Here is a 21473-nt window from a genome sequence, read left to right as displayed (position 1 = left end):
ACTGCTGTATTTCACGGGCGGTGTAACGGGTGATCAGTCCGCTCGTCGTCGCCGGTGATACCGGCCACCTGCAGCAGAGCGTTGTAGAGTTCGGACTGGTTGATGGGCTTGCTGAGGTAACCGAAAAAACCCGCCTCATGCATCTGTTTGGCATCGCCACGCCGACCCTGGGAAGTGAGTAGAACCGTACGGGTGGCAGCCAGTTTTTTATCGCTGTGGATGCTGGCTCCCAGCTGTGCTCCATCCATGCCGGGCATCTGCATGTCGAGCAGAGCAATAGTGTAGGGCATATCTAGCCCCGCCGCATCATGGAGCGCCTGCAGCGCTGCCGGACCACTTGCCGCCAGGTCATGTTCAACCTGCCAGACAGTGAGCACCTCGTCGAGCAACTGGCGATTGGTCGCATTATCGTCCACCACCAACACCTTTTCACTGCGCAGATCGCTGGTCTTGCGTGGCGGAGTCTGCACCTCAGCATTGGCCAGATCCAGAGTAAAAAAGAAGGTAGAGCCCTCACCGAGGCTGCTCTCCACCCCAATCTCGCCGCCCATCAACTCCACCAGCTGTTTGCTGATCGACAATCCCAGACCAGTACCACCGTATTGACGAGTGGTGGAACCATCGGCCTGGGTGAAACGTTCGAACAGATGCTCCTGCTGTTCAACACTCAGGCCGATGCCGGTATCACTAACCCTGAAGCGCAGCAGGGTTCGATCACCCTCCTCTGCTATCAAGTCGTAGCGCACCGACACCTCGCCCTGTTCAGTGAACTTGAGGGCGTTGCCCACCAAGTTGGTCAAGATCTGGCGGATACGCCCTGGATCACCCTGGTACCAGTGATGCAATACCGGGTTGGCCGGACAGACCAGCTCCAACCCCTTCTCTTCAGCGCGGAACGCCATGGTTGCAGCAAAATCATCCATCAGGGCGCCCAGATCAAAGTCGATGATCTCCAGGTCGAGCCTGCCGGCCTCGATCTTGGTGAAGTCGAGGATGTCGTTGATGAGGCTGAGCAGGGATTCGGCACTGCGTTTGACGATCAGGGCACGCCCATGCTGCTCATCACTGAGCGGACTATCCAGCAGCAGACTGGTCATACCGATCACACCGTTCATCGGGGTGCGGATCTCGTGGCTCATGTTGGCGAGAAACTCACTCTTGGCCCGGGTGGCGCTAAGAGCCTCGTCGTAGGCGACCTCCAACGCCTCACGGCGTCAATCAGATCGCGCTCACGTTGATCTCGCTGCTGCATGACATTGGCGAGATCATTCACCGATGCCGCCATCAACCGCAACTCCCGGCTGGAGGAGCGTGAGAGGTGGAGCGGGACAGGATGTTGCGCTTCCGACAATCCGGCCAAAGAGTCGGTGATACGGCGCATCGGACGAATGGCCAGCCAGTGAATGAGGATGACGATCAGCCCGGTCAAGATAACCAGCATCATCGAGATAAAGAGCTGAACCTCGGCCACATGACGGTTGATCTTGCGGTGAACCGGTTCCATATTCCATTGAATATTGATTGTGCCAAACCGCTCGCCATCAAACACAATGGCATGGGTATCGGTGCGTATTTTGTCGTTGCCAGCATCCCTGCTCCGCGAGCGTTGAACCAGCAGTTCCCCCTGTTCATTCTCAATAGAAAGTTCGGACATGTTGGGCGTCTGCTCAAGCGCCTGTGCCATCACTGTCTCCAGCAAAGGAATATCCTCCGCGATCACCGCATCGATAACCGTTGCGCTCAGCAGCGCAAACGCGCTGCGGCTCTGTTCATCCACCTGCTTAAAGAGAAAATCGCTCACCATATGGCGGGCCAGGGGTGCAGTAATCAGGTTGATCAGCAGTAGTGCCGCCAACAGGGCTAAACCCAACTGCAGCCAGAGTGGCCAGCCCTTGCTTGGCGAAGGAGATGAATGACTTATGGCATCCGATCCTGGAGTTTCAGCTGTGCTTCGACTGTCCAAAGAACTCTTCATTATCCTGCATCGACTCCCGGATCGGCGCGTAGTCACTATCATCAGCGGGCAGGAAGCCCGATTTCTTGAGTGCCTTTAGCGCCGCAGAGTCTTTGAGTTCAAGCAGGGTCTCTTTTAGTGCAGAGATTGTTCGTGTGTTCAAAGTGCTGCTGGCGATCCAGGGTTTGGTGACATTGGGAAAACGGACCAGCTGACGAATTGGCGTGCCCTTTTTCTTCAGCTTCTTGAATGTACTCTCCTTGAGCGCGCCGGCATCAAACTGGCCGGCGCCAACAGCTGCGCCGACCCGGTCGTGTCGACCAAGGTATTTATAGCTGGCCAGATCGTGGGCAAACACACCGTTTTGCAACAAAAGATGTTGCGACAAATAACGACCGATGGTCGAACGTGGGCTGCCAAACGCGAAACTCCGTCCCTTAAGGTGGCCGATCTCTTTAATAGGGCTCTGTTCATGGACACAGATGATGCCGTAAAAAGTTTTGCTTCCTTGTTTACTCTCCATCACCAGCAGCTGAAGATCAGGATTCCGCTGCTTGCTGGTGATGTAGGAAGCCGGCCCCATCCTCGCAAAATCGACCTTACCTGTAACAAGATCCTCTATGCCCTGATCATAGTTTTTTGCTACCTGTATTCTGATGCGCACAGGCTCCCCCAGTTTATCCGAGAGCCGGGCCTGCAGCGCCTTGAGCACTGGCCGAAATTGCCTCACCATGGTGGTGGGCTTGTCGGAAGTGTAGACACCAAAGCTGAGCTTCACCTCGGCATGAGCAGGGGCGGTAATCAGTGTAAACAGTAGCAGTGTCGTGGTGATCGGGGTTTTCATATTGTTTTACAACGTAAAAATAATCTTTCCTTCGGCATTGTTTTGTCCACAGGGGGGCGAAGTCAAATTTGATCAGAACTTCAGAATCGTCTACGCCTCGATGCTCATTAAATTTGTCGCCGCCCCATTTGTCAGCCTGGTGACAACGATCAGGCAGCCACTGCTCCAGTGCCCGTCGTAATTTCGTTGAGTCCACCGACTTGGCAATGATCGTCCATGCTTACGACGATGCACTTATCCCGGTCCCCCTGCATTACATTAGCAGTCATGACAATCACCGGGATGGCATGACTTGTTCAGAGGCTCCTTAATCAGCGATTGCGATCACGAATCCGCTGGATGGCGTCATACCCATCCAGCACCGGCATCTGGCAATCCATGAACACCAGGTCGTAGGAAGGCTGCTCGAGGGCAGTAATCGCCTATTCCCCGTTGGCAGTCAGATCCATGTTAATGCCAAACTTCACCAGCATGCCCTGGGCCACCAACCAGGTGGTGATATTGTCCTCCACCACCACTATCTTTTCGTAGTACAGGTCGGCAATCTGGCGCGGAGGAGACCGCGCCTCGGCATTAGCCAGATCGAGGCTAAACCAGGATGCTGCGCCCTGAGCGGCAATACTGCCGATGGATACCAGCACAACACGCGACAAAACGAACAAGAGACAACGCTGCAAACCACCTTTTGTTTTTATTGGCATCGTCTCTCCCCACGGCCACGAGGAGTTCACCGGCACATCAATGTAAATATTTATCGGCATGGGACGATACTATTTCCATAACAAGGAGAACACATGGACTCTGAACACTTTGCCATTCATGCCGCACTGGCTCTGACGCGGCAGAGCGATGGCCATGCACTCAGCAGCCAGGTCATCCAGATCCTGCAGGGGCTCCCCTATGTCACAAACGCCACGGTGTATGAGGTCTTCACCAAGCAACGCATTAAGGGTCCAGATGTCCGATCTAAGCGGCGCAGTGGTCAGGAAATTCTGCAACGGTCTGTCGAGGGATGCCCTCTCCATCGGCAGTGAGAGCGGACTCACCCAGTGCCTGCTGGACAATAGCCCGGTCGAAGTAAAGCAACAGGAAGCTCAGGGTGTGCGGCTGGTATTTCCGGTCAAAAGCGGGATCAACCCAGCCCGGCTGGTCGCCGTGGAGGGGGAATCATTCTCCCCTAGGCAGCGGGTCGATCTGCTGCAGATCATTGAACTCTACACCAACCAAACGCAGATTATTGACGCCAAGGAGCGTGACAAACTCACCGGCCTAATGAACCGGGAAACCTTTGAAAACCATCTGATGAAGATCGCCCAGATGCAGACAGAGGTAGGGAGTAACTGCGCCTGGCTGGCCGTGTTGGACATCGACCACTTCAAACGGATCAACGATACCTACGGCCACCTCTACGGCGATGAGGTATTACTGCAATTTGCGCAACTGATGGAGCGCACTTTCCGCTATACCGACATCCTATTCCGCTTCGGCGGTGAAGAATTTATCGTGCTGATGACAGAGACCACTGGCGAGGTGGGCGCAAGGGCCGCGGCAGAACGTTTTCGCGAGACCATTGCCTCCTACAACTTCCCTGCTGTGGGGCAGGTGACCGTCAGTATCGGCTTTACCGCGGTCAGCTCCAAGTTACTGCCTACTGACCTGATCGACCAAGCCGACCGGGCGCTCTACCACGCCAAAGAGAATGGCCGCAACAGGGTGGTCAGCTATTCGGAGATCAGTCAGGTAGACGGTGACGACCACGATATAACGAAGCAGGAACTCTTCTGACCCCACGACATTAATCCTTGATCATTTGCGGGGCTTCCTAACCTGCGAGGGAGTGACTGGGGTAGTCGAGTTCACCAAGATGGATGGCAGCGACTCTCTGCGACTAATGCGCCAGATGGTGATGCGTGAGGGTTGTGTGAGGTGCCACGGCCACTTGGGTTTCAAAGTGGGCGATATCCGTGGCGAGGTCAGCATCTCGATGCCACTGGCTCCTTACAAAGAAGCCACCGAACAGAGCCTGCGCAGCCTCGTCATCTCCCACACCCTGCTCAGCGATCGCAGGCGGAAGGGATTTGCTTTCACCAGACGAAGCGGTTTTACTGCTCCGTCCACTTCTCAAGCCTGAACAACATGCTGACGAATATCCTGCTTGCGTTGAACCTGCTGCTGCTTGCTCTTATTGGTTGGAGACTGCATCTATTCGGACGTGATCTGCGCACGCAGACAGATGCTGTAAAGCTAACGGAGTTGCGCTCTGAGCTTGCCGGGCAGTTCGACCAGCTGGTGATCCAGCAGTCGCTTCTCGATCGACTCGATCTGCACCAGGGCCTGCCCTATTCACCAGGCTGGTCGGCCAGCCCAGATTTTCTGGAACTGATTGTCGAACACTGCCTGGAGCAGCGGCCGAGGCTGGTGTTTGAGTGCAGCAGCGGGGTTACCACACTGATGTTGGCTCGATGCTGTTCGATGAATGGCGCTGGGCGCCTCTACAGCCTGGAGAACGGTGCAACCTACGCGGCCAGGACACGCTCGCATCTGCAACGATATGGATTGGCTGAACAGGGAACGGTGATCGATGCACCGCTGCAGGAGGTCGAACTGGAGGGGAAGCGCTTTGCCTGGTATGCGCCCGACAAGATCCCGGTTGGAGAAGTGGATATGCTGGTAATCGACGGTCCACCGGGGTTCATCCAGCAACATTCTCGTTTTCCGGCCCTGCCCCTGTTGTATGACCGTTTGGCGGATGGTTGTGTGGTGTTCCTCGATGATGCGGCACGGCCTGACGAGCGGGAAATCGTGTCAATGTGGCAGACGCTCTACCCCGACCTGGAGTGTGACTATCTCGATACCGAGCGCGGTTGCGCACGATTGGTGGTGCATAAGGGGCGTTGATCAACACTTAAGAGGCGTTGTACTGCACCTGCCACTCCTCTAGGGCAGCGCTTAGCTCACCGCTAGCACCGATACGGTCCCAGAACTCCGTGAAATCAGCCTTGGCATTCTCGAGGCGAAATACCATCTGCTGTGGCTTGTCGCGCAAAAACAGCGCGATGTTGGCCTCGATGGTGTCGAGGTAGTCCTCGGCCAGCGCTTGGCTGGTCTGATCCGACTGAGCGCCAAGCAGGATGCCTTCACGGTAGGCCTGCATGATGCCGAACTCACTACGTTTGGCGAAGCTGGCTGCGGTGGCGGCAGGATCGCGCTGCAGGTGCACGTAGAAGGCGCCGGTGCCGTAGGCGCGCTCGAGCCGCCCGAGGAACCAGGCCAGGCGGTTGTCGGCCTCGATGTGCTGCTCGGGGTAGGCAAGGCGCTGTGGGCCGAGCAGTTGAATCCGCGATTCGTGCGCGGCGCTGAAATTGTCGATATACCGACAGGCCTGAATGAAGGTGGTCGAGCCACAGCGCCCGCTGTTGAGAACAAAGACGTTCACCTGGCCGTCCGCTCCGCTTGCATGGCGCCAGTCGGGCTGAGACTCTCCAGCACGCGCTGCCAGCTATCCTGGTCAGCGGCCAGATCACACAACGCGCTCAGCATCTGGGCGTGGCGACGCTCACGCTTGGCCGGCTCGGCGATGCTGGAATAGCCGCAGGCGCCGCCCCCAAAATTGTGCTGCATATTGGCGATGAAGCGTGCGAAATCGGCACGCGCATCGACCAGCTCGGGGTGCGCCTGCCACCACTGCGCTGGGTCGGCGAACAGACTCTCCAGCCGTTCCAGTTTGTTCAGAATCTGCACCTGCTTGGCGCTGTAGAGCTCAAACATGCGCCCTTCTGTAGTGATCAGGCTCTGTTCGATCGTGGCGTTCGAGAGCGACCTAGCCGGGTAGCCCTGGGCAGTGAGCTGTTCAACGGTGAACAGCATCACGTCGCCAAAGAACTGGCGTTCAAACTCGCCGCACAGATCGATGCGGTCATTGCCGTGCTCGATGCCGGGGCGGAACTCCGACTGGCCCAGTCCTGCGACGGTACGCTTGTGCAGCATCGGCAGGTTGACCGAGACAAAGCCGGGGCCGATCTCGGCCTTGATTAAGCGTCCCATCACCGGGCCGGCCATGCGCAGCTTGAGGCTGGCAAACGGAATACCGAAGCGCAAAGCGGAGGGGCGAAAGATGTAGTTACCGGTGTAGATGGTGCGCGCCGACTGGATCCCGGCGTGCAGCTCCGCAGGCTCGTAATAGCTATGTCGGGTTGGGTGCTCACCGTCGAAGAAGCGGTTCAGGCGCACCGCGAAGTCGGCGAAGCAGGCCGCATGGTCATGCGCTCCGTCCAGGGTACAGTGGTAGTCGTACCTCGCCACCTCAGACTTGAAGCCGAACAGATCGGCCATGTCATGGTAGGAGGCATCACTAACCTTATCGCCATTGGGTTGGTGGAACTGGCAGGCCTGCGAGACATCCAGCTGTGCCATTCGCAACAGAAAACCCAACACGTCTTCGAGAAAGTTACCGGCCATCACCGCCGGCGATACTGGCGGATCACCAACCACCTTGCCAGTCAGCACCTGTGCGTCCGTTGTGGTGAAGATGCGGTCGAGCTGATGCAGGTAGTTGAGCGCGTAGAGGTTGCGCTCGCCTTGCGCAGTATCGATCCGCACCCGGAACTCCTGGTCGCTGTCGATACAGTAGAAGAGCTGCCTGGGCTGCGCTGGCAAGCGGCTGGCGAGGTGGAGATAGGCGAGGTTGCGGGTGATCGAGGCACCCTTGTGATGCAACGGTTCGCCGCTGCCGAGCATACGCTGCAAGGCGCTGCGACTACTCACCGGCAGGCGAGCGAATAGCTCACGCTGGGCGTCGGCACCAAAGTACTCAGTGGTCAGGCCCCGGGCAGTGAAGTCGGCCGCGATCTCGCGATGGCTACGCTGGTTGGCGTGCTGCTCGCTGTCGTCGGCGAGCAGCACGCTAACGTGGGTAAAACGGCCATCCCGGTAGCTACCGTAACGGTAGAGCTGGCACAGCTTAAGCAGGCTGGCCAGGCAACTGCGCAGGTGTTCGGGGCGGTCGGCAACCGGGATCACCACTACAAAGTGGTGACGGCGGTCGTCCGAGTCGGCATCGCGCTGTTGCTCGAACTCGCGGAACAGCGCCTGGTAGAGCGCCAGCAACTCGGGCTGCACGCCCCCGCTCCAGAGCTTTCTTTCCAGCCACTCCAAGGCATCGCGATAGACCCTGTCCGCAGCGGAGCCGTGCGGCTTGGCCAGCCAGGCGCTACGCAAGGCCTCCGTGGAGGGCTCTATAGCAAAGCGCTCGAACAGTTGGCTGAGCAGGGATGAATCGGCTACAGACATGCGCGGAGCAGCCTTGCCTCAGCGCCGCGAGCGATAGTTGGGAAAGGCATTCTTGTCGATCAGGATCTCGATCAGGTTGATCCCGTTGTGCAGGTCAGCCTGCGCAAACAAGCTCTCCAGATCCGCCTCGCGCGCGACCTTGTAGTATGCGATGCCGAAGGCCTTGGCCAGGTAAGCGTAGTCGGGATTGACGAAGTCACAGCTGATCAGGCGCCCGTCGTACTGTTGGACTTGGTTCTTACGGATCAACCCCATGCTGGAATTGTTGAACACCACAACATTCAGCTGCTTGCGGTAGTTGACCGCGGTCATCAGCTCCATCGCGCACATTTGGAAACCACCGTCACCAAGCACCGCGAAGGTCGGCAGTTCGAGGGCGAAGTGTGCGCCGATCGCCGCCGGCACCGCGTGCCCCAGCGAGGAGATACCCGAGTTGGGGTGGTAGTGGTTGCCCGCAGCGACATGGAAGAGGTTTTGCGCATAGATAATGTTGTCGTCGAAGACCACCGCATCCCGCGGAAAATGGCGCTCCAGCTGCGCGAAGAACGCCTCGACCAGCTCGAAGCCCGTTTGCAGGATGCGCTTCGCGCCGCCACTGGCCTTGAGTTCAGCGATCTCCGCCTGCGGCCCGCTGGCGGAGGAATGCTCGATGCCGTGACGCTCGAGATAGCCGAGGATGCCGTCGAGGGTCTCGCGGATATCGCCGCAGAAGGCGATGTCGGCATCGAACACCTTTTCCAATTGTTCCTGGTCGTTGTCGATCTGCAGCACCCGTCTGCTCTGCAGCAGGCTGGGCTCCCAGACGTAGCTGGTGCGTTCGTTGAAGCCGGCTCCCAGCACCAGGATCAAATCGGCGCGCTCGACAATATACTCGTGGGCTTCACCACTGGAGGTAACGCCGAGGCTGCCCAGCGACAGCGGCGCGCGTTCGTCGATTACCCCCTTGGCCTTCAGGCTGGTGGCGACCGGGATGTTCAGCGTCTCGCTGAGACGCGCCAGGACCTGCTGCGCCCCGGAGCGGATACAGCCAAAGCCGGCCAGGATCACCGGGCGCTGCGCCTGCACGATCATCTCCGCCAGAGCGTCGATCGCATTGCTGTTGCCGCGGATGGCATGGGTATGGCGTTCGGTCTTGATACCGTCGAGGATCGACGCGTCGACCAGTTCCTGCTGCACATTGAAGGGCAGGCTCAGCAACACCGGGCCGGAGTTCGGGGCCAGCAGGATCTTGGTGATCTGGGTCAGCACCTGAGGCAGATAGTCGGTGCGCTCGATGATCTTATTGTAGCGGGTGATGCCCTTGAACAGCATCACCTGGTCAATGCTGCCACCCTCGCCAGAACTTTCCTGGAGACCACCCTTGCCGTAGATATGGGTCGAGGTCTCACCGGTGATGACCAGCATCGGCTGCTTGTCGGCATAGGCGCTGGCGACCCCGGTAATCAGGTTGGTGGCACCTGGCCCGGCAGTGGAGATACAGGCACCGATCCGCCCCGAGGCTCGCGTGTAGCCAGCCGCCATGAAGGCCGCGCCCTGCTCATGCTTGGTCAGTATGGTCTCGATATCGGCAGCGTAGAGGGCATCGTACACCGGCAGGATATGTGCCCCGGGTATACCAAAGATGTGCTTGATGCCCAGACGCTCCAGGTACCTGACGATGAGTTCACTGACTTTTATCTTCATGCCGATGAATGGTTCCGGTATGCGCAGGAAACCCGATTGCTATGCCCCTCCCGGGCCGCAAGGTAGCTAAGTTTAACCGCAACCGCGTCCACTCCAAACCCGGATTTGCGGCGGGGTGGTGCAGAAGGTGCGAGGAGGTTATCGAACGATCGAAGTCCGTGTTGAGGATTGCCTCCCTGCCACCCATGACGCCCTCCGTGGCGTCGCGTGAGGCATGGGTTCAGGGTCGTAGGCACCGGACAGGACAGGGCTGTTCAGCCAGCTGCTTTTGGGCGTTGCGAAGGCGTGGATCAGTTCTTCGACTTGTCCACGATCTTCTTGATCCACGGCATCATAGCCCGCAGCTTCTCACCGGTCTGCTCGATCGGGTGGGCGGCATTGAGACGGCGGTAGGCGGTCATCGAAGGATAGTTGGTCTGGCCTTCAAGGATGAACTGCTTGGCGTACTCACCGGTCTGGATGTTGTGCAGCGCCTCGCGCATCGCCTTCTTGCTCTCCTCGTTGATCACCTTGGGGCCGGTCACATATTCGCCGTACTCCGCATTGTTGGAGATCGAGTAGTTCATGTTGGCGATGCCGCCCTCGTACATCAGATCGACGATCAGCTTCAGCTCGTGGAGGCACTCGAAGTAGGCCATCTCCGGGGCGTAACCCGCCTCGGTAAGGGTCTCGAAGCCGGCCTTGACCAGCTCCACCGCACCGCCACAGAGCACAGCCTGCTCGCCGAACAGGTCGGTCTCGGTCTCGTCCTTGAAGGTGGTCTCGATGATGCCGGTGCGGCCACCGCCGATGGCGGAGGCGTAGGAGAGGGCGGTCGCCTTGGCGCTGCCGGTGGCGTCCTGGAAGACGGCGATCAGATCGGGGATGCCGCCGCCCTTTTCGTACTCGCTACGCACGGTGTGGCCGGGGGCCTTGGGGGCGATCATGACCACGTCAAGATCCTCGCGCGGCACGATCTGATTGTAGTGGATGGCAAAGCCGTGGGCGAAGGCAAGGGCCGCGCCCTGCTTGAGGTTAGGGGCGATCTCGTCGCGGTAGAGGGCAGACTGGAACTCATCCGGGGTGAGGATCATTACCAGATCGGCCGCCGCCACCGCTTCGGCCACCGGCTTGACGGTCAGGCCGGAGTTCTCCGCCTTGATCACCGAGGGGGAACCCTCGCGTAGGCCGACGATGACATTGATGCCGGAGTCTTTCAGATTATTGGCATGGGCGTGGCCCTGGGAGCCGTAACCGATGATCGCGACCGTCTTGCCCTTGATGATGGAGAGATCGCAATCTTTATCGTAATAAACGTTGATAGCCATGTTGTTTTCCTTCGGAAAAATTTTGAATTCTTAATCTTGAATCAGGGGTGAGTGCGCTTCGAGCACCACTCAACTCATCATTCAAAATTCATAATTAATCATTGGCCCAGCAGAGCCTCAGAGACCCAGCCCCTTGTCTCCGCGTGCGATACCGGAGGGGCCGGTACGCACCACCTCGACCACCAGATCTTCATCCACCGCATTGATAAAGGCATCGAGCTTATCCGCCTGGCCAGTCATCTCGACGATGTAGCTGCTCTCGGTGACGTCGATAATCTTGCCGCGAAAGATATCCACCAGACGCTTGATCTCCTCACGCTGGCCCCGTTCGGCGCGCAGCTTGATCATCATCATCTCGCGCTCCAGATGCTCGCCTTCGGAGAGATCCAGCAGCTTGACCACCTCCACCAGCTTGTTCAGCTGTTTGGTGATCTGCTCGATGATCTCATCGCTGCCACGGGTCACCAGAGTCATGCGCGACAGGCTCGGGTCATGGGTCGGCGCCACCGTGAGCGACTCGATGTTGTAGCCACGGGCGCTGAACAGGCCGGCCACCCGGGAGAGGGCGCCGGATTCGTTTTCTATCAGTATCGAGATAATGTGTCGCATCAGACCAGCTCGCTCTCCGGTGACAGGTACATCTCGTGGTGGCCCTTGCCCGCCGCGATCATCGGATAGACGTTCTCCGCCGGGTCGATCACCACGTCCATGAAGACCAACCGATCCTTCATCGCGAAGGCCTCCTTCATTGCGCCCTCCAGGTCACCGGGCTTTTCGATGCGCATGCCGACATGGCCGTAGGACTCCGCCAGCTTGATGAAGTCGGGCAGCGCCTCTACATAGGAGTGGGAGTAGCGGCTGTCGTAGAAGAACTCCTGCCACTGACGCACCATGCCCATATAACCGTTGTTGAGCAGCATGATCTTGAGCGGCAAGGCGTGCTGCGTGCAGGTAGCCAACTCCTGGATACACATCTGGATGCTCGCCTCGCCGGTCACCAGCGCCACCTCTCTGCCAGGGTGGGCCAGCTGTACACCCATCGCCGCCGGCAGGCCGAAGCCCATGGTGCCGAGGCCGCCGGAGTTGATCCAGCGCCGTGGCTTGTCGAAGCTGTAGAACTGGGCGGCAAACATCTGATGCTGGCCCACGTCGGAACAGACGAAGGCATCGCCCCCGGTGATCCTGTGCAGGGTCTCGACGGCGAACTGGGGTTTGATCGGCCCGTCGTCCTTCTGCTCGAACTTGAGGCAGTGCATGCTCCGCCAGCGCTCGATCTGCTCCCACCAACGGGTCAGCGCCTCGCTGTCGGGACGCTTATTGTGCCCTTTGAGCACCTTCAGCATATCCTTCAGCACCTGCTGCACCGGCCCGACGATGGGGACATCGACCCGCACGTTCTTCGAGATCGATGCCGGGTCAATATCGATATGGATGATCGTCGCGTTCGGGCAGAACTGCTGCACATGGCCGGTCACCCGGTCATCGAAGCGGGCCCCCACGGCGATCAGCACATCGGTCTCGTGCATCGCCATATTGGCCTCGTAGGTACCGTGCATGCCGAGCATGCCGAGGAAGTGGCGGTCACTGCCCGGATAGGCGCCGAGGCCCATTAGGGTGTTGGTGATCGGATAGTCGAGTTCATCGACTAGCTCGGTCAGTTCCTTGGAGGCATTCCCCAGCACGACGCCGCCACCCGTGTAGAAGACCGGCCGCTCCGCAGCGAGTATGATGTTGACCGCCTTTTTGATCTGCCCCAGGTGACCCTTGGCCACCGGATTGTAGGAGCGCATCTTGATCTTCTTTGGATAGTTGTAGGGGATCTTGATGCCCGGATCGGTAATATCCTTAGGGATATCGACCACCACCGGGCCGGGTCGGCCAGTGGTGGCAATATAAAATGCCTTCTTTATGGTCTCGGCCAGATCATCGAGGCGCTTCACCAGAAAATTATGTTTGACGCAGGGACGGGTGATGCCGACTGTGTCGACCTCCTGGAAGGCGTCGCTGCCGATCACCGGGGTCGGCACCTGGCCGGTCAGCACCACCATCGGGATCGAATCCATATAGGCGGTGGCAATGCCGGTAACCGCATTGGTCGCCCCCGGACCAGAGGTGACCAGCGCCACCCCGGGCTTGCCAGTCGAGCGGGCATAGCCATCCGCCGCATGGGTGGCGCCCTGCTCATGGCGCACCAGGATGTGTTTCACCGCATCCTGTTGGAAGATGGCATCATAGATATGCAGTACGGCTCCTCCCGGATAACCGAAGACATGCTCGACGCCCTCGTCTTTCAGCGCTTGAACGACGATCTCGGCACCACTCAGTTCCACGTCAGTGACCTCCAGACATACCCCGGCACGCCGGGCAGAACGATATCAAAACGGCACAAACTACTAATACTGCACGAATAGGTCAAGAAGAGCACACGCGACCACCGTCACTACGCTTCCGATCCCTGCTTGAGAATCAGCAGCAGTGACGCATAATAGAGCAAATCATCAGACAGACCCCGCATCGATCATGCAGACACCAACCCCTACCGCAGCCGCCCTACTGCTGCTCATCAGCCCTCTCCTACAGGCGGAGACCAGCTACCGCTGGGTCGATGAAAACGGCGTCACCGTCTACTCGCAGAGCCCGCCCCCCCAAGGCGAGGCCACAATCATCAACCACAGATATCAAGGGGAAACGAGCGCCGGCAAGCCAACCGGGAGAGCGCGCCTCAACGCCCTGCGCCAGCAGCTGGAGGACCGACAAGAGGATCGTCTGCTGCAGAAACAGACCCAGCAGCAGGCGGATCAGCAGAAGACGCTGAAACAACAGAGGTGTCAGAGTGCACGCCACAATCTGGCGACCCTCCAATCACTGGGTGGTCGCAGACTGCGCACCGCCGATGGCCAATACCTGCGCCTCACCGAGGAGGAGCGCCAGGCACGCATCGCAACCGCACAGCAGCAGATCAATGAAAACTGTGGTCGATAGGGTCAAGGGAGGAGAGAGATGCCACTGCTGAAGATCCAGACCAACCAACCGATCGAGCCAGACCAACGTAAGTCGCTGCTACGCAAGGCCTCTGCCGAAGTCGCTGCACTGCTCGGCAAGCCGGAGCGTTTTGTCATGGTCTCCCTGGAGCAGAATCCCGAGATGCTGTTCGCCGGCAGCGACGCCCCCCTCGCCTACCTAGAACTGAAGAGCATCGGCCTGCCCGGCGAGCGCACCCAGGAGTCTCCGATGCCCTCTGTCACCTGATCGCCGATCGACTGGGGATCAGCGCCGAACGGATCTATATCGAGTTTGCCGACGCCCAGCGCCATCTATGGGGGTGGAACGGCGCCACCTTCGAACGCTGAGCGATCACCCCTGCAGCATGCGCGTGGTTACATCGTCGATGACCTGACGCCACGCTTGGCGGGTCGCCTCATCGAGGTCCGGATCGGTCTCAGCCACCGTTTCCAGCAGCGCATCACGCCAGCCATTGAAATAGGCCCGCTTGATCTCCAGCCGCTGATGGATCTTGCCCAGCATCTCCAGATACATCATCAGACCGGGCTTACCCTCAGCGGTATCCGCCACCATTTCCAGGGTGATTGCCAGCTTCTTCTTCAGCTGTACCATGTCACGATTCTGAAACACCCGTGCGATATTCGGTGAGCTTTCGATAAAACGTTGGTAGAACAGATCGTAGAAAGCCGGATCACCGGTTGCCCGCTGCAGACTCGCCTGAAACAGCGCCAGATCACACTCGGCTTGGTTGCTCATCTCTCTCATCTCACTGCGATGGATCTCGACGGCAGAAGCTGTGCCGCCCACTCCATCCGAGTATAGGCATGCGCGCACCACGCCGGAACGAAGCCGGTCACGTCTGGGCCTGCCGCCCGGCACCTCGCCCTATTTTGCTTTCAACCAAGGCATGGCGCAGAATCCTGTACGGGAGGATAACCATATTTTTTTCAGGGACGCTGAATATGCGCAGCTTTCTACTCTTGACCGCCCTCGCCCTGTGCGCCAACACATCCAGCCTGTTTGCCGCCGACACCAAGCCCCACCAAACCAGCGCCACAGCGATGCCAGCTTGGCAGCACGCGATGAAAACCCAGGATCTCAAAGTAAGACGTGAACTGGCAGAGCGCATCACCCAGCTCAACACCGACGCCAAGCGACGGGACAAGCTGATGCGAGAGGCACGGCACCGCGCAGTGCTCTGCAAACACTGTCACGGCGAGGATGGCAACGCAGTACGCGAAGGGGTGCCCAGTCTCGCCGGCCAGAACCCGATCTATCTGGTCGACCAGTTCCAGCGCTTCGGCGACGGCCGCCGCTACGACTTTTTCATGGGCGGGCTGGCCAAAAGCTTCTCCCAGGAGGACAAGATCAAACTCGCGCTCTACTATTCTCAGCAACAGATGATTCCAACAGGCGGCGGACGCAGCGAACTGATGGAGCAAGGAAAACAGCTCTACCACCGCTTCTGTGTCGAGTGTCACGGTGCGGATGGCCGCGGTGAGAGCGGCTACGCTCACCTGGCCGGGCAGCGACCGGAATACATCATCAAAATCCTAAAAGAGTTCCAGAACCTGAGTGGACGGCGCAGCAACCCCTGGATGACCGCCCGCGCCAAGCAGCTGCGCACCCCGCAAGAGATCGAAGCGGTCGCTAGCTATCTTGCCAACCTGGAATGACCTACCAGCCACGCCCCGCGCATGCAAACAGGTGACCCTCCGCGCCGCTCAGGCTAGAATCCCGCCTTTTCACCATAGGCCCACCACAGGATCATCATCCCATGCGCACCTCCGAGTTCCCGCTGCAGACCGTCAAGGAAACCCCCGCTGACGCCGAGACCGCCAGCCATAAGCTGATGCTGCGCGCCGGCATGATCCGCAAACTCGCCGCCGGTCTCTATACCTGGCTGCCGCTAGGGCTGCGGGTGCTGCGTAAGGTTGAGGCCATCGTGCGCGAGGAGATGGACCGCGCCGGTGCACTGGAGCTGCTGATGCCGGCGGTGCAGCCCGCCGAGCTGTGGCAGGAGTCGGGCCGTTGGGAGCAGTACGGCCCGGAGCTGCTGCGCCTCAAGGACCGCCACCAGCGTGAGTTCTGCTTCGGCCCAACCCACGAGGAAATCATCACCGACCTGGCGCGCAACGAGCTACGCTCTTACAAGCAGCTGCCGGTCAACTACTACCAGATCCAGAGCAAGTTCCGCGACGAGATCCGCCCCCGCTTCGGCATAATGCGCGCCCGCGAGTTCCTGATGAAGGATGCCTACTCCTTCCACGCCGATCAGGCCTCGCTGCAGCAAGACCTACGAACGCATGTACCTGACCTACTCGCGCATCTTCAGCCGCTGCGGCCTCGACTTCCGCCCGGTGGCGGCAGACACTGGCTCGATCGGCGGCAACGCCTCCCACGAGTTCCATGTGCTGGCCGACTCCGGCGAGGACGCCATCGCCTTCTCCACCGAGTCGGACTACGCCGCCAACGTGGAGCTGGCCGAGGCCATCGCCCCCGCCGGCAATCGCCCCGCCCCCTCGAAACAGATGGAGCTGGTCGACACCCCCAACGCCAGGACCATCCAGGAGCTGGTGGAACAGTTCGAGCAGCCGATTGAGCAGACCGTTAAAACCCTGATCGTGGTTGCCGACGAGGAGGACGAGGCGGAGCTGGTGGCGCTACTGGTGCGCGGCGACCACGAGCTGAACGAACTCAAGGCGGAGAAGCTGCCACAGGTGGCCAGCCCTCTGGAGATGGCCAGCGAGGAGCAGATCCGCGCCGCGATCGGCGCTGGCACCGGCTCCCTCGGCCCGGTCAAGCTGCCGATCCCCTGCATCGTCGACCGCACGGTGGCGCAGATGGCCGACTTCAGCGCCGGCGCCAACATCGACGGCAAACACTACTTCGGCATCAACTGGGGCCGCGACCTACCGGAGCCGGAGCAGATCGCCGATCTGCGCAATGTGCGCGAGGGTGATCCGAGCCCCGACGGCAAGGGCAGACTCACCATCGCCCGCGGCATCGAGGTCGGCCACATCTTCCAGCTCGGCCAGAAGTACAGCCAGGCGCTCAACGCCACTGTACTCGATGAGAACGGCAAGGCAGTGGTGATGACCATGGGCTGCTACGGCATCGGCGTATCACGGGTGGTGGCCGCTACCATCGAGCAACACCACGACGAGCACGGCATCAGCTGGCCCGCCTCCATTGCCCCCTTCCAGGTGGCGATCTGCCCGATGAAACTGCACAAGTCAGCGCGGGTGCGCGAGGCGGTGGAGCAACTCTACACCGAGCTGCAGGCCCTCGGCATTGAGGTGCTGCTGGACGACCGCGACGTGCGCCCTGGCTTCATGTTTGCCGACATGGAACTGATCGGCATCCCACACCGGGTGGTGATCGGCGAGCGTTCGCTGGATCAGGGCAAGGTGGAGTATCGCGGCCGCAACGATAGCGAGAACAGCTTCATCCCGCTGGATGGGATCGTCGCCCACATCCGGCAGCAGTTGGCCTGATCTCACTTCGATAGAGCGGGCCGCGCCCGACATATCTTTTCTTTCGAGCGGTCAAAGACGGCGGCGAAGGGCCGGCCCTATGAATCATTTCATTACGGGTTAATAAAACGACAGACCCCGGCCTGGCGCCGGGGTCTGTCACTCAATTTTGAAGTCGCAGTCAGTTCGACTTCTTCACCACCACCACCAGTGAGCCTGCGGTGCGGTCGCCACCGCCATTCAGACTCTCCGTCTCAGCCATACCGCCGGTCCCCATGATCAACCCAGGCGCCATGTGGATGTCCAGCTGTGAGCCGTCGTCGGCGAAGGTCAGGGTCACCTTGCCGTCCGGGCTGACTGTATAGGTGCCAGAAGCGCTCTCCAGAGTGCTGTCCACGGTCTGTGTGGTAGTGAACATGATGCCGCTGTTGAGCGGATCGGTGCCCGCCCTCACCCCCTGTGAGACATGTTTGTCACTGGTATCGACCACGGTGAAGCCACCCGCTCCGTCGAAGGTGATATCGCCCTTGCCAATCGAGGCGCCCTGTTCCGAGTAGTTATCCAGATTGCCGATCATCTCGACATCCATATAGATAAATTTATAGACACCGGTCAGGCTCGCTTGGGTCAGGGCAGCGCCACTGCCACCCACCATCTGGGCGAGCTGGGACTCCAGTGCGCTGAGGCGGTTGTTGGCCTCCGTGAGCGCCGCTGTCATGTCACTATCAAGCTTATTCGCCAGCGCCTCCAGCTCGTCGGCGCGGCGGTTGTTGTCATCCACCGCTGTCTTCACCGCGCTGAAGTTGGCATTCACCTCGCTCGCCACGGCGGGAGAACCGGCGCTAAAGGTGTTCGGAATCGTCACCTCAGAGGCGATTGCCGAGGTTGCCAGCATCCCACTCATGGCCAGAGAAAGTGCTGCCAGTCTGATTTTTCTTGCCATTGTTTTGTCCTCAAGTTTCATCATTCTCATTGCCATGTGCTTCCGTCGTTCCAGTTGAAACCGCCCCAGGTTGCCGGGCCGCCATCGCAGATGTTGCCCTCACCATCGCCGTCGCCATCCTCTTGATCCGAGTTGGCGTGCAACGGACAGTTGTCATGCGCGTCATCGACGCCATCACCGTCATCGTCGCTGTCGGCGTTATCGCCGATCCCGTCACCATCGGTGTCCCTGGTCTCTCCCGCATCGAGGGGAAAGGCGTCGTGGGCGTCATCGGTGCCGTCACCATCATCATCCGTGTCGGCATTGTTGCCAATGCCGTCGCCGTCGGTATCCAGGCTCTCGGTACCATCCAGAGGGAAGGCGTCAGCTCCGTCATCTGCCCCATCACCATCGCTATCGCTCAATAACGGATTGGTCCCGGCGCTGCTCTCGGCGCTATCACTCAGGCCGTCGCCATCATCATCGCTGTCGGCGTTGTCACCGATGCCGTCACCATCGGTATCGAGGTGTTCACCGGCATCGAGCGGGAAGGCGTCGTTGGCATCTGCGAAGCCGTCGCCGTCGTCATCGCTATCGGCGTTGTTGCCGATGCTGTCGCCATCGGTATCGAGGCTCTCGCCGGGATCAAGGGGAAAGGCGTCGTGGACGTCATCGGTGCCGTCATCATCATCATCCGTGTCGGCATTGTTGCCGATGCCATCGCCATCCGTATCCACCGACTCAGCGGGGTCGAGGGCGAAGGCGTCATGGCCGTCATCAACCCCATCCCCATCGGTATCGGCCACCAGCGGCTTGGTGCCGTTGCTGCGCTCATCGGCGTCACTCACTGAGTCCCCGTCGTCATCGCTGTCGGCGTTGTTGCCGATGCCGTCACCGTCACTGTCGGTGTCTTCACTGGCATCCATGGGGAAGGCGTCTGAGCCGTCGAAGCGGCCATCGCCGTCGCTGTCCCGCTTCAGCGGGTCGGTGCCATTGGCGATCTCCTGGCTATCGCTGATGCCGTCGTTGTCGTCATCGCTATCGCGAGAGTCACCGATGCCGTCGCCGTCGGTGTCACGGTGCTCTGAGGCATCCAGCGGGAAGGGATCGGCGCTGTCCGCGGTGCCGTCACCGTCATCGTCCGTGTCGGCATTGTTACCGATGCCGTCGCCATCGGTATCGGTATGCTCGGCAGCATCGGTCGGGAAGGCGTCACTGCTATCCTGTACGCCATCATTGTCGTCATCCGCATCGGTGTCGTTGCCGATGCCATCACCGTCAGTGTCGACAAACGGGCTGCCCGGGTTGGCGGCATCCTGGTCGTCGGGATCTTGTCCTGCCGGCCAGCCATCGCCGTCCGCGTCGCTGGCACTAGAGGCGTCGGGATTGAGCGGGAAGTCATCGTCCACATCCAACACACCGTCCCCATCATCATCGTCATCGGCGTTATTACCGATGCCGTCACCGTCACGGTCGAGAGACTCATTCGGGTCAAGCGGGAAGGCGTCGCTGGCGTCGGAAACGCCATCGTTATCATCATCACCGTCGGCATTGTTGCCAACACCATCGCCATCGGTGTCGATCTGTTCTGCCGGGTCGGTGGGGAAGGCATCGTCTGCATTCAGGGTGCCGTCGTTATCCAGATCGGGATCGGTCTGCGCCGGCTCCGGGGTGACGGCGATGGCGCCATTGCTCAGATCATCGGTATTGGTAGTGGAGCCAGTGGTGTTCTTCTCATCGGTCAGCACCTGCTCTACATCACCCACGGTACGGTTCTGCGGGTCACCTGGGATCGGCAGCGAGGCGGGATCCTGGTCCAGCACGTCGAGGGCTGAATTTTCAATGACACTGCTGGGATTACCGTCGACGCTGCCGTCGATGGCGCCATCCGCCAGGTCATTGGCCAGCTCACTCAACACCGCATTGGAGTTGCCGGTGGAATGCTGCTCCATCTCGTAGACCACCGCGGTCAACGCCTCCACCGCGGTGCGATAGGTGGCGGTGGCACGCTGCTCTTCGGCACTATCCGTGGTGTCGTTGATCAGCGGCGGAGTCTCGAAAATGTCGATGCTGCTATCGACACCAAAACCGAGTGTAGAGGTCACCTGGGAGGCGGCCACCGGCAGCGCAGCGAGAAACTCCGCCTGCGTCACTGCACCGTCGCCATTACCGCTATAGGGCGCAGCGCTGTCGGCATTTTTGATCGCCAGATCGGTGGCCATGGTGGTCAACGGGGTGGCGTAGATCTGCTCACCGCTGTCGAGCAACGCCTGGGTGATCACGGTACGCATGGTGGAAATCACCGGCGCGGCACCGGTAGTGATATCGGTGGTGTTAGCGTCGCTGGTGAACTCCATGACATAGGGCGGATTGAGCGGGACCGGCAAGCTCAGCCCCTGGATCGCCGCAGCCGCATCGGTGCTGCCGGTAGCCAGCAGCGCCCCCTTGAAGCCGGCGGCGCTGTAATCGACCTGGTAGACCTTAACCACTGCATCAGCCAGCGGCCCTTTAACGCCACCACCACCAATACTCCGTGCACTGTCGCTGCCTGTGCCGGAGCTGCTGCCCACATCGTCGATACCACCAAGCTCGCAGCCGGCCAAGGTGGCCGCAACTGCAACGGCCAGCACGGAGACACGGAATTTGGGGCGATTCTGATTGCCGGGAGAGTGCGATCTCATGCGGATTCCTTGTTGTTTGTTGCTAATAAAGAGACACCCTGCTCACCTGCCATAGAAGCAGGAGTGCCAGATATTTGATCAAATCCGCAGACCGGCTCAACAGGAATGACTAAAAAGGTGAAGAGCGCACGCTTTGTAGCTATACAGGCGCACTAAATTGCAAACAGGGGAAATAAATGCGTGCAGGAGATTGATTTTTTAGAGGGGCTCCAGGCAGAGAGCAATAGGGAAAGGCTGTCGATCGACATTGGCTAAGGCCGGATAACTGGCCTTTCCTGCAAGGTCAGACAATCATTCAACGGACACCTTTACGG

Annotated in this window: 19 protein-coding genes and 2 pseudogenes; 7 read left to right on the top strand and 14 right to left on the bottom strand. The window is 59.6% G+C overall.

The genetic code is table 11. From position 1 onward, the window contains the following. Nucleotides 1-11 precede the first annotated feature (11 nt). The 5 genes from RIFP1SYM_RS07320 to RIFP1SYM_RS17415 form a co-directional block, all read right to left on the bottom strand. A complete protein-coding gene (locus RIFP1SYM_RS07320; protein WP_005961332.1) occupies nt 12-1202 on the bottom strand; it encodes an ATP-binding protein in 1191 nt (396 codons plus the stop codon). Next, nucleotides 1136-1975 carry a hypothetical protein gene (locus RIFP1SYM_RS07315; RefSeq protein ID WP_139042093.1) on the bottom strand — a complete coding sequence of 280 codons (840 nt, stop codon included), beginning with the start codon at nt 1973-1975 and terminating at the stop codon, nt 1136-1138. Before RIFP1SYM_RS07315 ends, RIFP1SYM_RS07320 begins: the two co-directional genes overlap by 67 nt. Further along, on the bottom strand, nt 1941-2798 hold the full coding sequence (locus RIFP1SYM_RS07310; RefSeq protein WP_005961330.1) for a PhnD/SsuA/transferrin family substrate-binding protein: 858 nt from the start codon (nt 2796-2798) through the stop codon (nt 1941-1943). Before RIFP1SYM_RS07310 ends, RIFP1SYM_RS07315 begins: the two co-directional genes overlap by 35 nt. A 311-nt stretch (nt 2799-3109) precedes the next feature. Continuing rightward, nucleotides 3110-3217 carry a response regulator gene (locus tag RIFP1SYM_RS19000; protein WP_138921785.1) on the bottom strand — a complete coding sequence of 36 codons (108 nt, stop codon included), beginning with the start codon at nt 3215-3217 and terminating at the stop codon, nt 3110-3112. Between the two features lie 3 nt (nt 3218-3220). Next, nucleotides 3221-3559 (bottom strand): response regulator, encoded by a 339-nt coding sequence (locus RIFP1SYM_RS17415; RefSeq protein ID WP_005961328.1) that lies wholly within the window; start codon nt 3557-3559, stop codon nt 3221-3223. Between the two features lie 196 nt (nt 3560-3755). Here RIFP1SYM_RS17415 and RIFP1SYM_RS07295 point away from each other — a divergent pair, with 196 nt between their 5' ends. Genes RIFP1SYM_RS07295 through RIFP1SYM_RS07285 form a run of 3 tightly spaced genes read left to right on the top strand, consistent with a single transcriptional unit; the run spans nt 3756 to nt 5696 of the window. Further along, nucleotides 3756-4583 (top strand): GGDEF domain-containing protein, encoded by an 828-nt coding sequence (locus tag RIFP1SYM_RS07295; protein WP_240992051.1) that lies wholly within the window; start codon nt 3756-3758, stop codon nt 4581-4583. A 52-nt stretch (nt 4584-4635) separates the two neighbouring features. After that, nucleotides 4636-4929: a c-type heme family protein gene (locus RIFP1SYM_RS07290; RefSeq protein ID WP_006474281.1), complete on the top strand. Its 294-nt coding sequence runs from the start codon at nt 4636-4638 to the stop codon at nt 4927-4929. Between the two features lie 5 nt (nt 4930-4934). Next, the gene (locus tag RIFP1SYM_RS07285; RefSeq protein WP_005961325.1) at nt 4935-5696 is read left to right on the top strand and encodes a class I SAM-dependent methyltransferase; all 762 of its coding nucleotides are present in this window, start codon (nt 4935-4937) and stop codon (nt 5694-5696) included. 7 nt (nt 5697-5703) lie between these two features. Here the strand turns inward: RIFP1SYM_RS07285 and RIFP1SYM_RS07280 are convergent, their stop codons facing one another. The 6 genes from RIFP1SYM_RS07280 to RIFP1SYM_RS07255 form a co-directional block, all read right to left on the bottom strand. Then, entirely contained in the window at nt 5704-6234 is a 531-nt protein-coding gene (locus tag RIFP1SYM_RS07280; RefSeq protein ID WP_005961324.1) for a hypothetical protein, read from the bottom strand. Further along, nucleotides 6231-8087 (bottom strand): hypothetical protein, encoded by a 1857-nt coding sequence (locus RIFP1SYM_RS07275; protein WP_005961323.1) that lies wholly within the window; start codon nt 8085-8087, stop codon nt 6231-6233. The genes RIFP1SYM_RS07280 and RIFP1SYM_RS07275 overlap by 4 nt, the downstream gene beginning before the upstream one ends. 18 nt (nt 8088-8105) lie before the next feature. Beyond that, on the bottom strand, nt 8106-9770 hold the full coding sequence (locus RIFP1SYM_RS07270; RefSeq protein WP_005961322.1) for a thiamine pyrophosphate-binding protein: 1665 nt from the start codon (nt 9768-9770) through the stop codon (nt 8106-8108). A 290-nt stretch (nt 9771-10060) separates the two neighbouring features. Next, nucleotides 10061-11071, bottom strand: a complete 1011-nt coding sequence (ilvC, locus tag RIFP1SYM_RS07265; protein ID WP_039959980.1) for a ketol-acid reductoisomerase — start codon at nt 11069-11071, stop codon at nt 10061-10063. Nucleotides 11072-11194: 123 nt separating this feature from the next. Beyond that, entirely contained in the window at nt 11195-11686 is a 492-nt protein-coding gene (gene ilvN, locus RIFP1SYM_RS07260) for an acetolactate synthase small subunit (protein WP_005961320.1), read from the bottom strand. Continuing rightward, nucleotides 11686-13407, bottom strand: a complete 1722-nt coding sequence (locus RIFP1SYM_RS07255) for an acetolactate synthase 3 large subunit (protein ID WP_005961319.1) — start codon at nt 13405-13407, stop codon at nt 11686-11688. The genes ilvN and RIFP1SYM_RS07255 overlap by 1 nt, the downstream gene beginning before the upstream one ends. Nucleotides 13408-13597: 190 nt before the next feature. On the opposite strand from RIFP1SYM_RS07255, the gene RIFP1SYM_RS07250 reads away from it, so the two are divergent. Continuing rightward, complete coding sequence (locus RIFP1SYM_RS07250; RefSeq protein ID WP_006474284.1) at nt 13598-14059, top strand: DUF4124 domain-containing protein; 462 nt, start codon at nt 13598-13600, stop codon at nt 14057-14059. Between the two features lie 18 nt (nt 14060-14077). After that, nucleotides 14078-14427: pseudogene (locus RIFP1SYM_RS07245) on the top strand (phenylpyruvate tautomerase MIF-related protein). Between the two features lie 4 nt (nt 14428-14431). Here RIFP1SYM_RS07245 and RIFP1SYM_RS07240 read toward each other — a convergent pair. After that, nucleotides 14432-14836, bottom strand: coding sequence for a globin (locus tag RIFP1SYM_RS07240; RefSeq protein ID WP_139042092.1), 405 nt, complete (start codon nt 14834-14836; stop codon nt 14432-14434). A gap of 206 nt (nt 14837-15042) precedes the next feature. Between RIFP1SYM_RS07240 and RIFP1SYM_RS07235 the strand changes: the two genes are divergently transcribed. Both RIFP1SYM_RS07235 and RIFP1SYM_RS07230 read left to right on the top strand, forming a co-directional pair. Continuing rightward, nucleotides 15043-15756, top strand: a complete 714-nt coding sequence (locus tag RIFP1SYM_RS07235; RefSeq protein WP_006474287.1) for a c-type cytochrome — start codon at nt 15043-15045, stop codon at nt 15754-15756. A gap of 101 nt (nt 15757-15857) precedes the next feature. Further along, nucleotides 15858-17577 (top strand): annotated as a pseudogene (locus tag RIFP1SYM_RS07230) (proline--tRNA ligase). 160 nt (nt 17578-17737) lie between these two features. Here RIFP1SYM_RS07230 and RIFP1SYM_RS07225 read toward each other — a convergent pair. Beyond that, nucleotides 17738-18499: a transcriptional regulator gene (locus RIFP1SYM_RS07225; RefSeq protein ID WP_240992050.1), complete on the bottom strand. Its 762-nt coding sequence runs from the start codon at nt 18497-18499 to the stop codon at nt 17738-17740. A gap of 26 nt (nt 18500-18525) precedes the next feature. Then, nucleotides 18526-21159 (bottom strand): thrombospondin type 3 repeat-containing protein, encoded by a 2634-nt coding sequence (locus RIFP1SYM_RS07220; protein ID WP_005961311.1) that lies wholly within the window; start codon nt 21157-21159, stop codon nt 18526-18528. Between the last annotated feature and the right edge of the window lie 314 nt (nt 21160-21473).

Origin of the sequence: endosymbiont of Riftia pachyptila (vent Ph05), from assembly GCF_000224455.1 — a bacterium.
Classification (GTDB): Bacteria; Pseudomonadota; Gammaproteobacteria; order Chromatiales; family Chromatiaceae; genus Endoriftia; species Endoriftia persephonae.
Note: the sequence above shows the minus strand (reverse complement) of the source record. Positions and strands in the feature narration are given on the sequence as shown.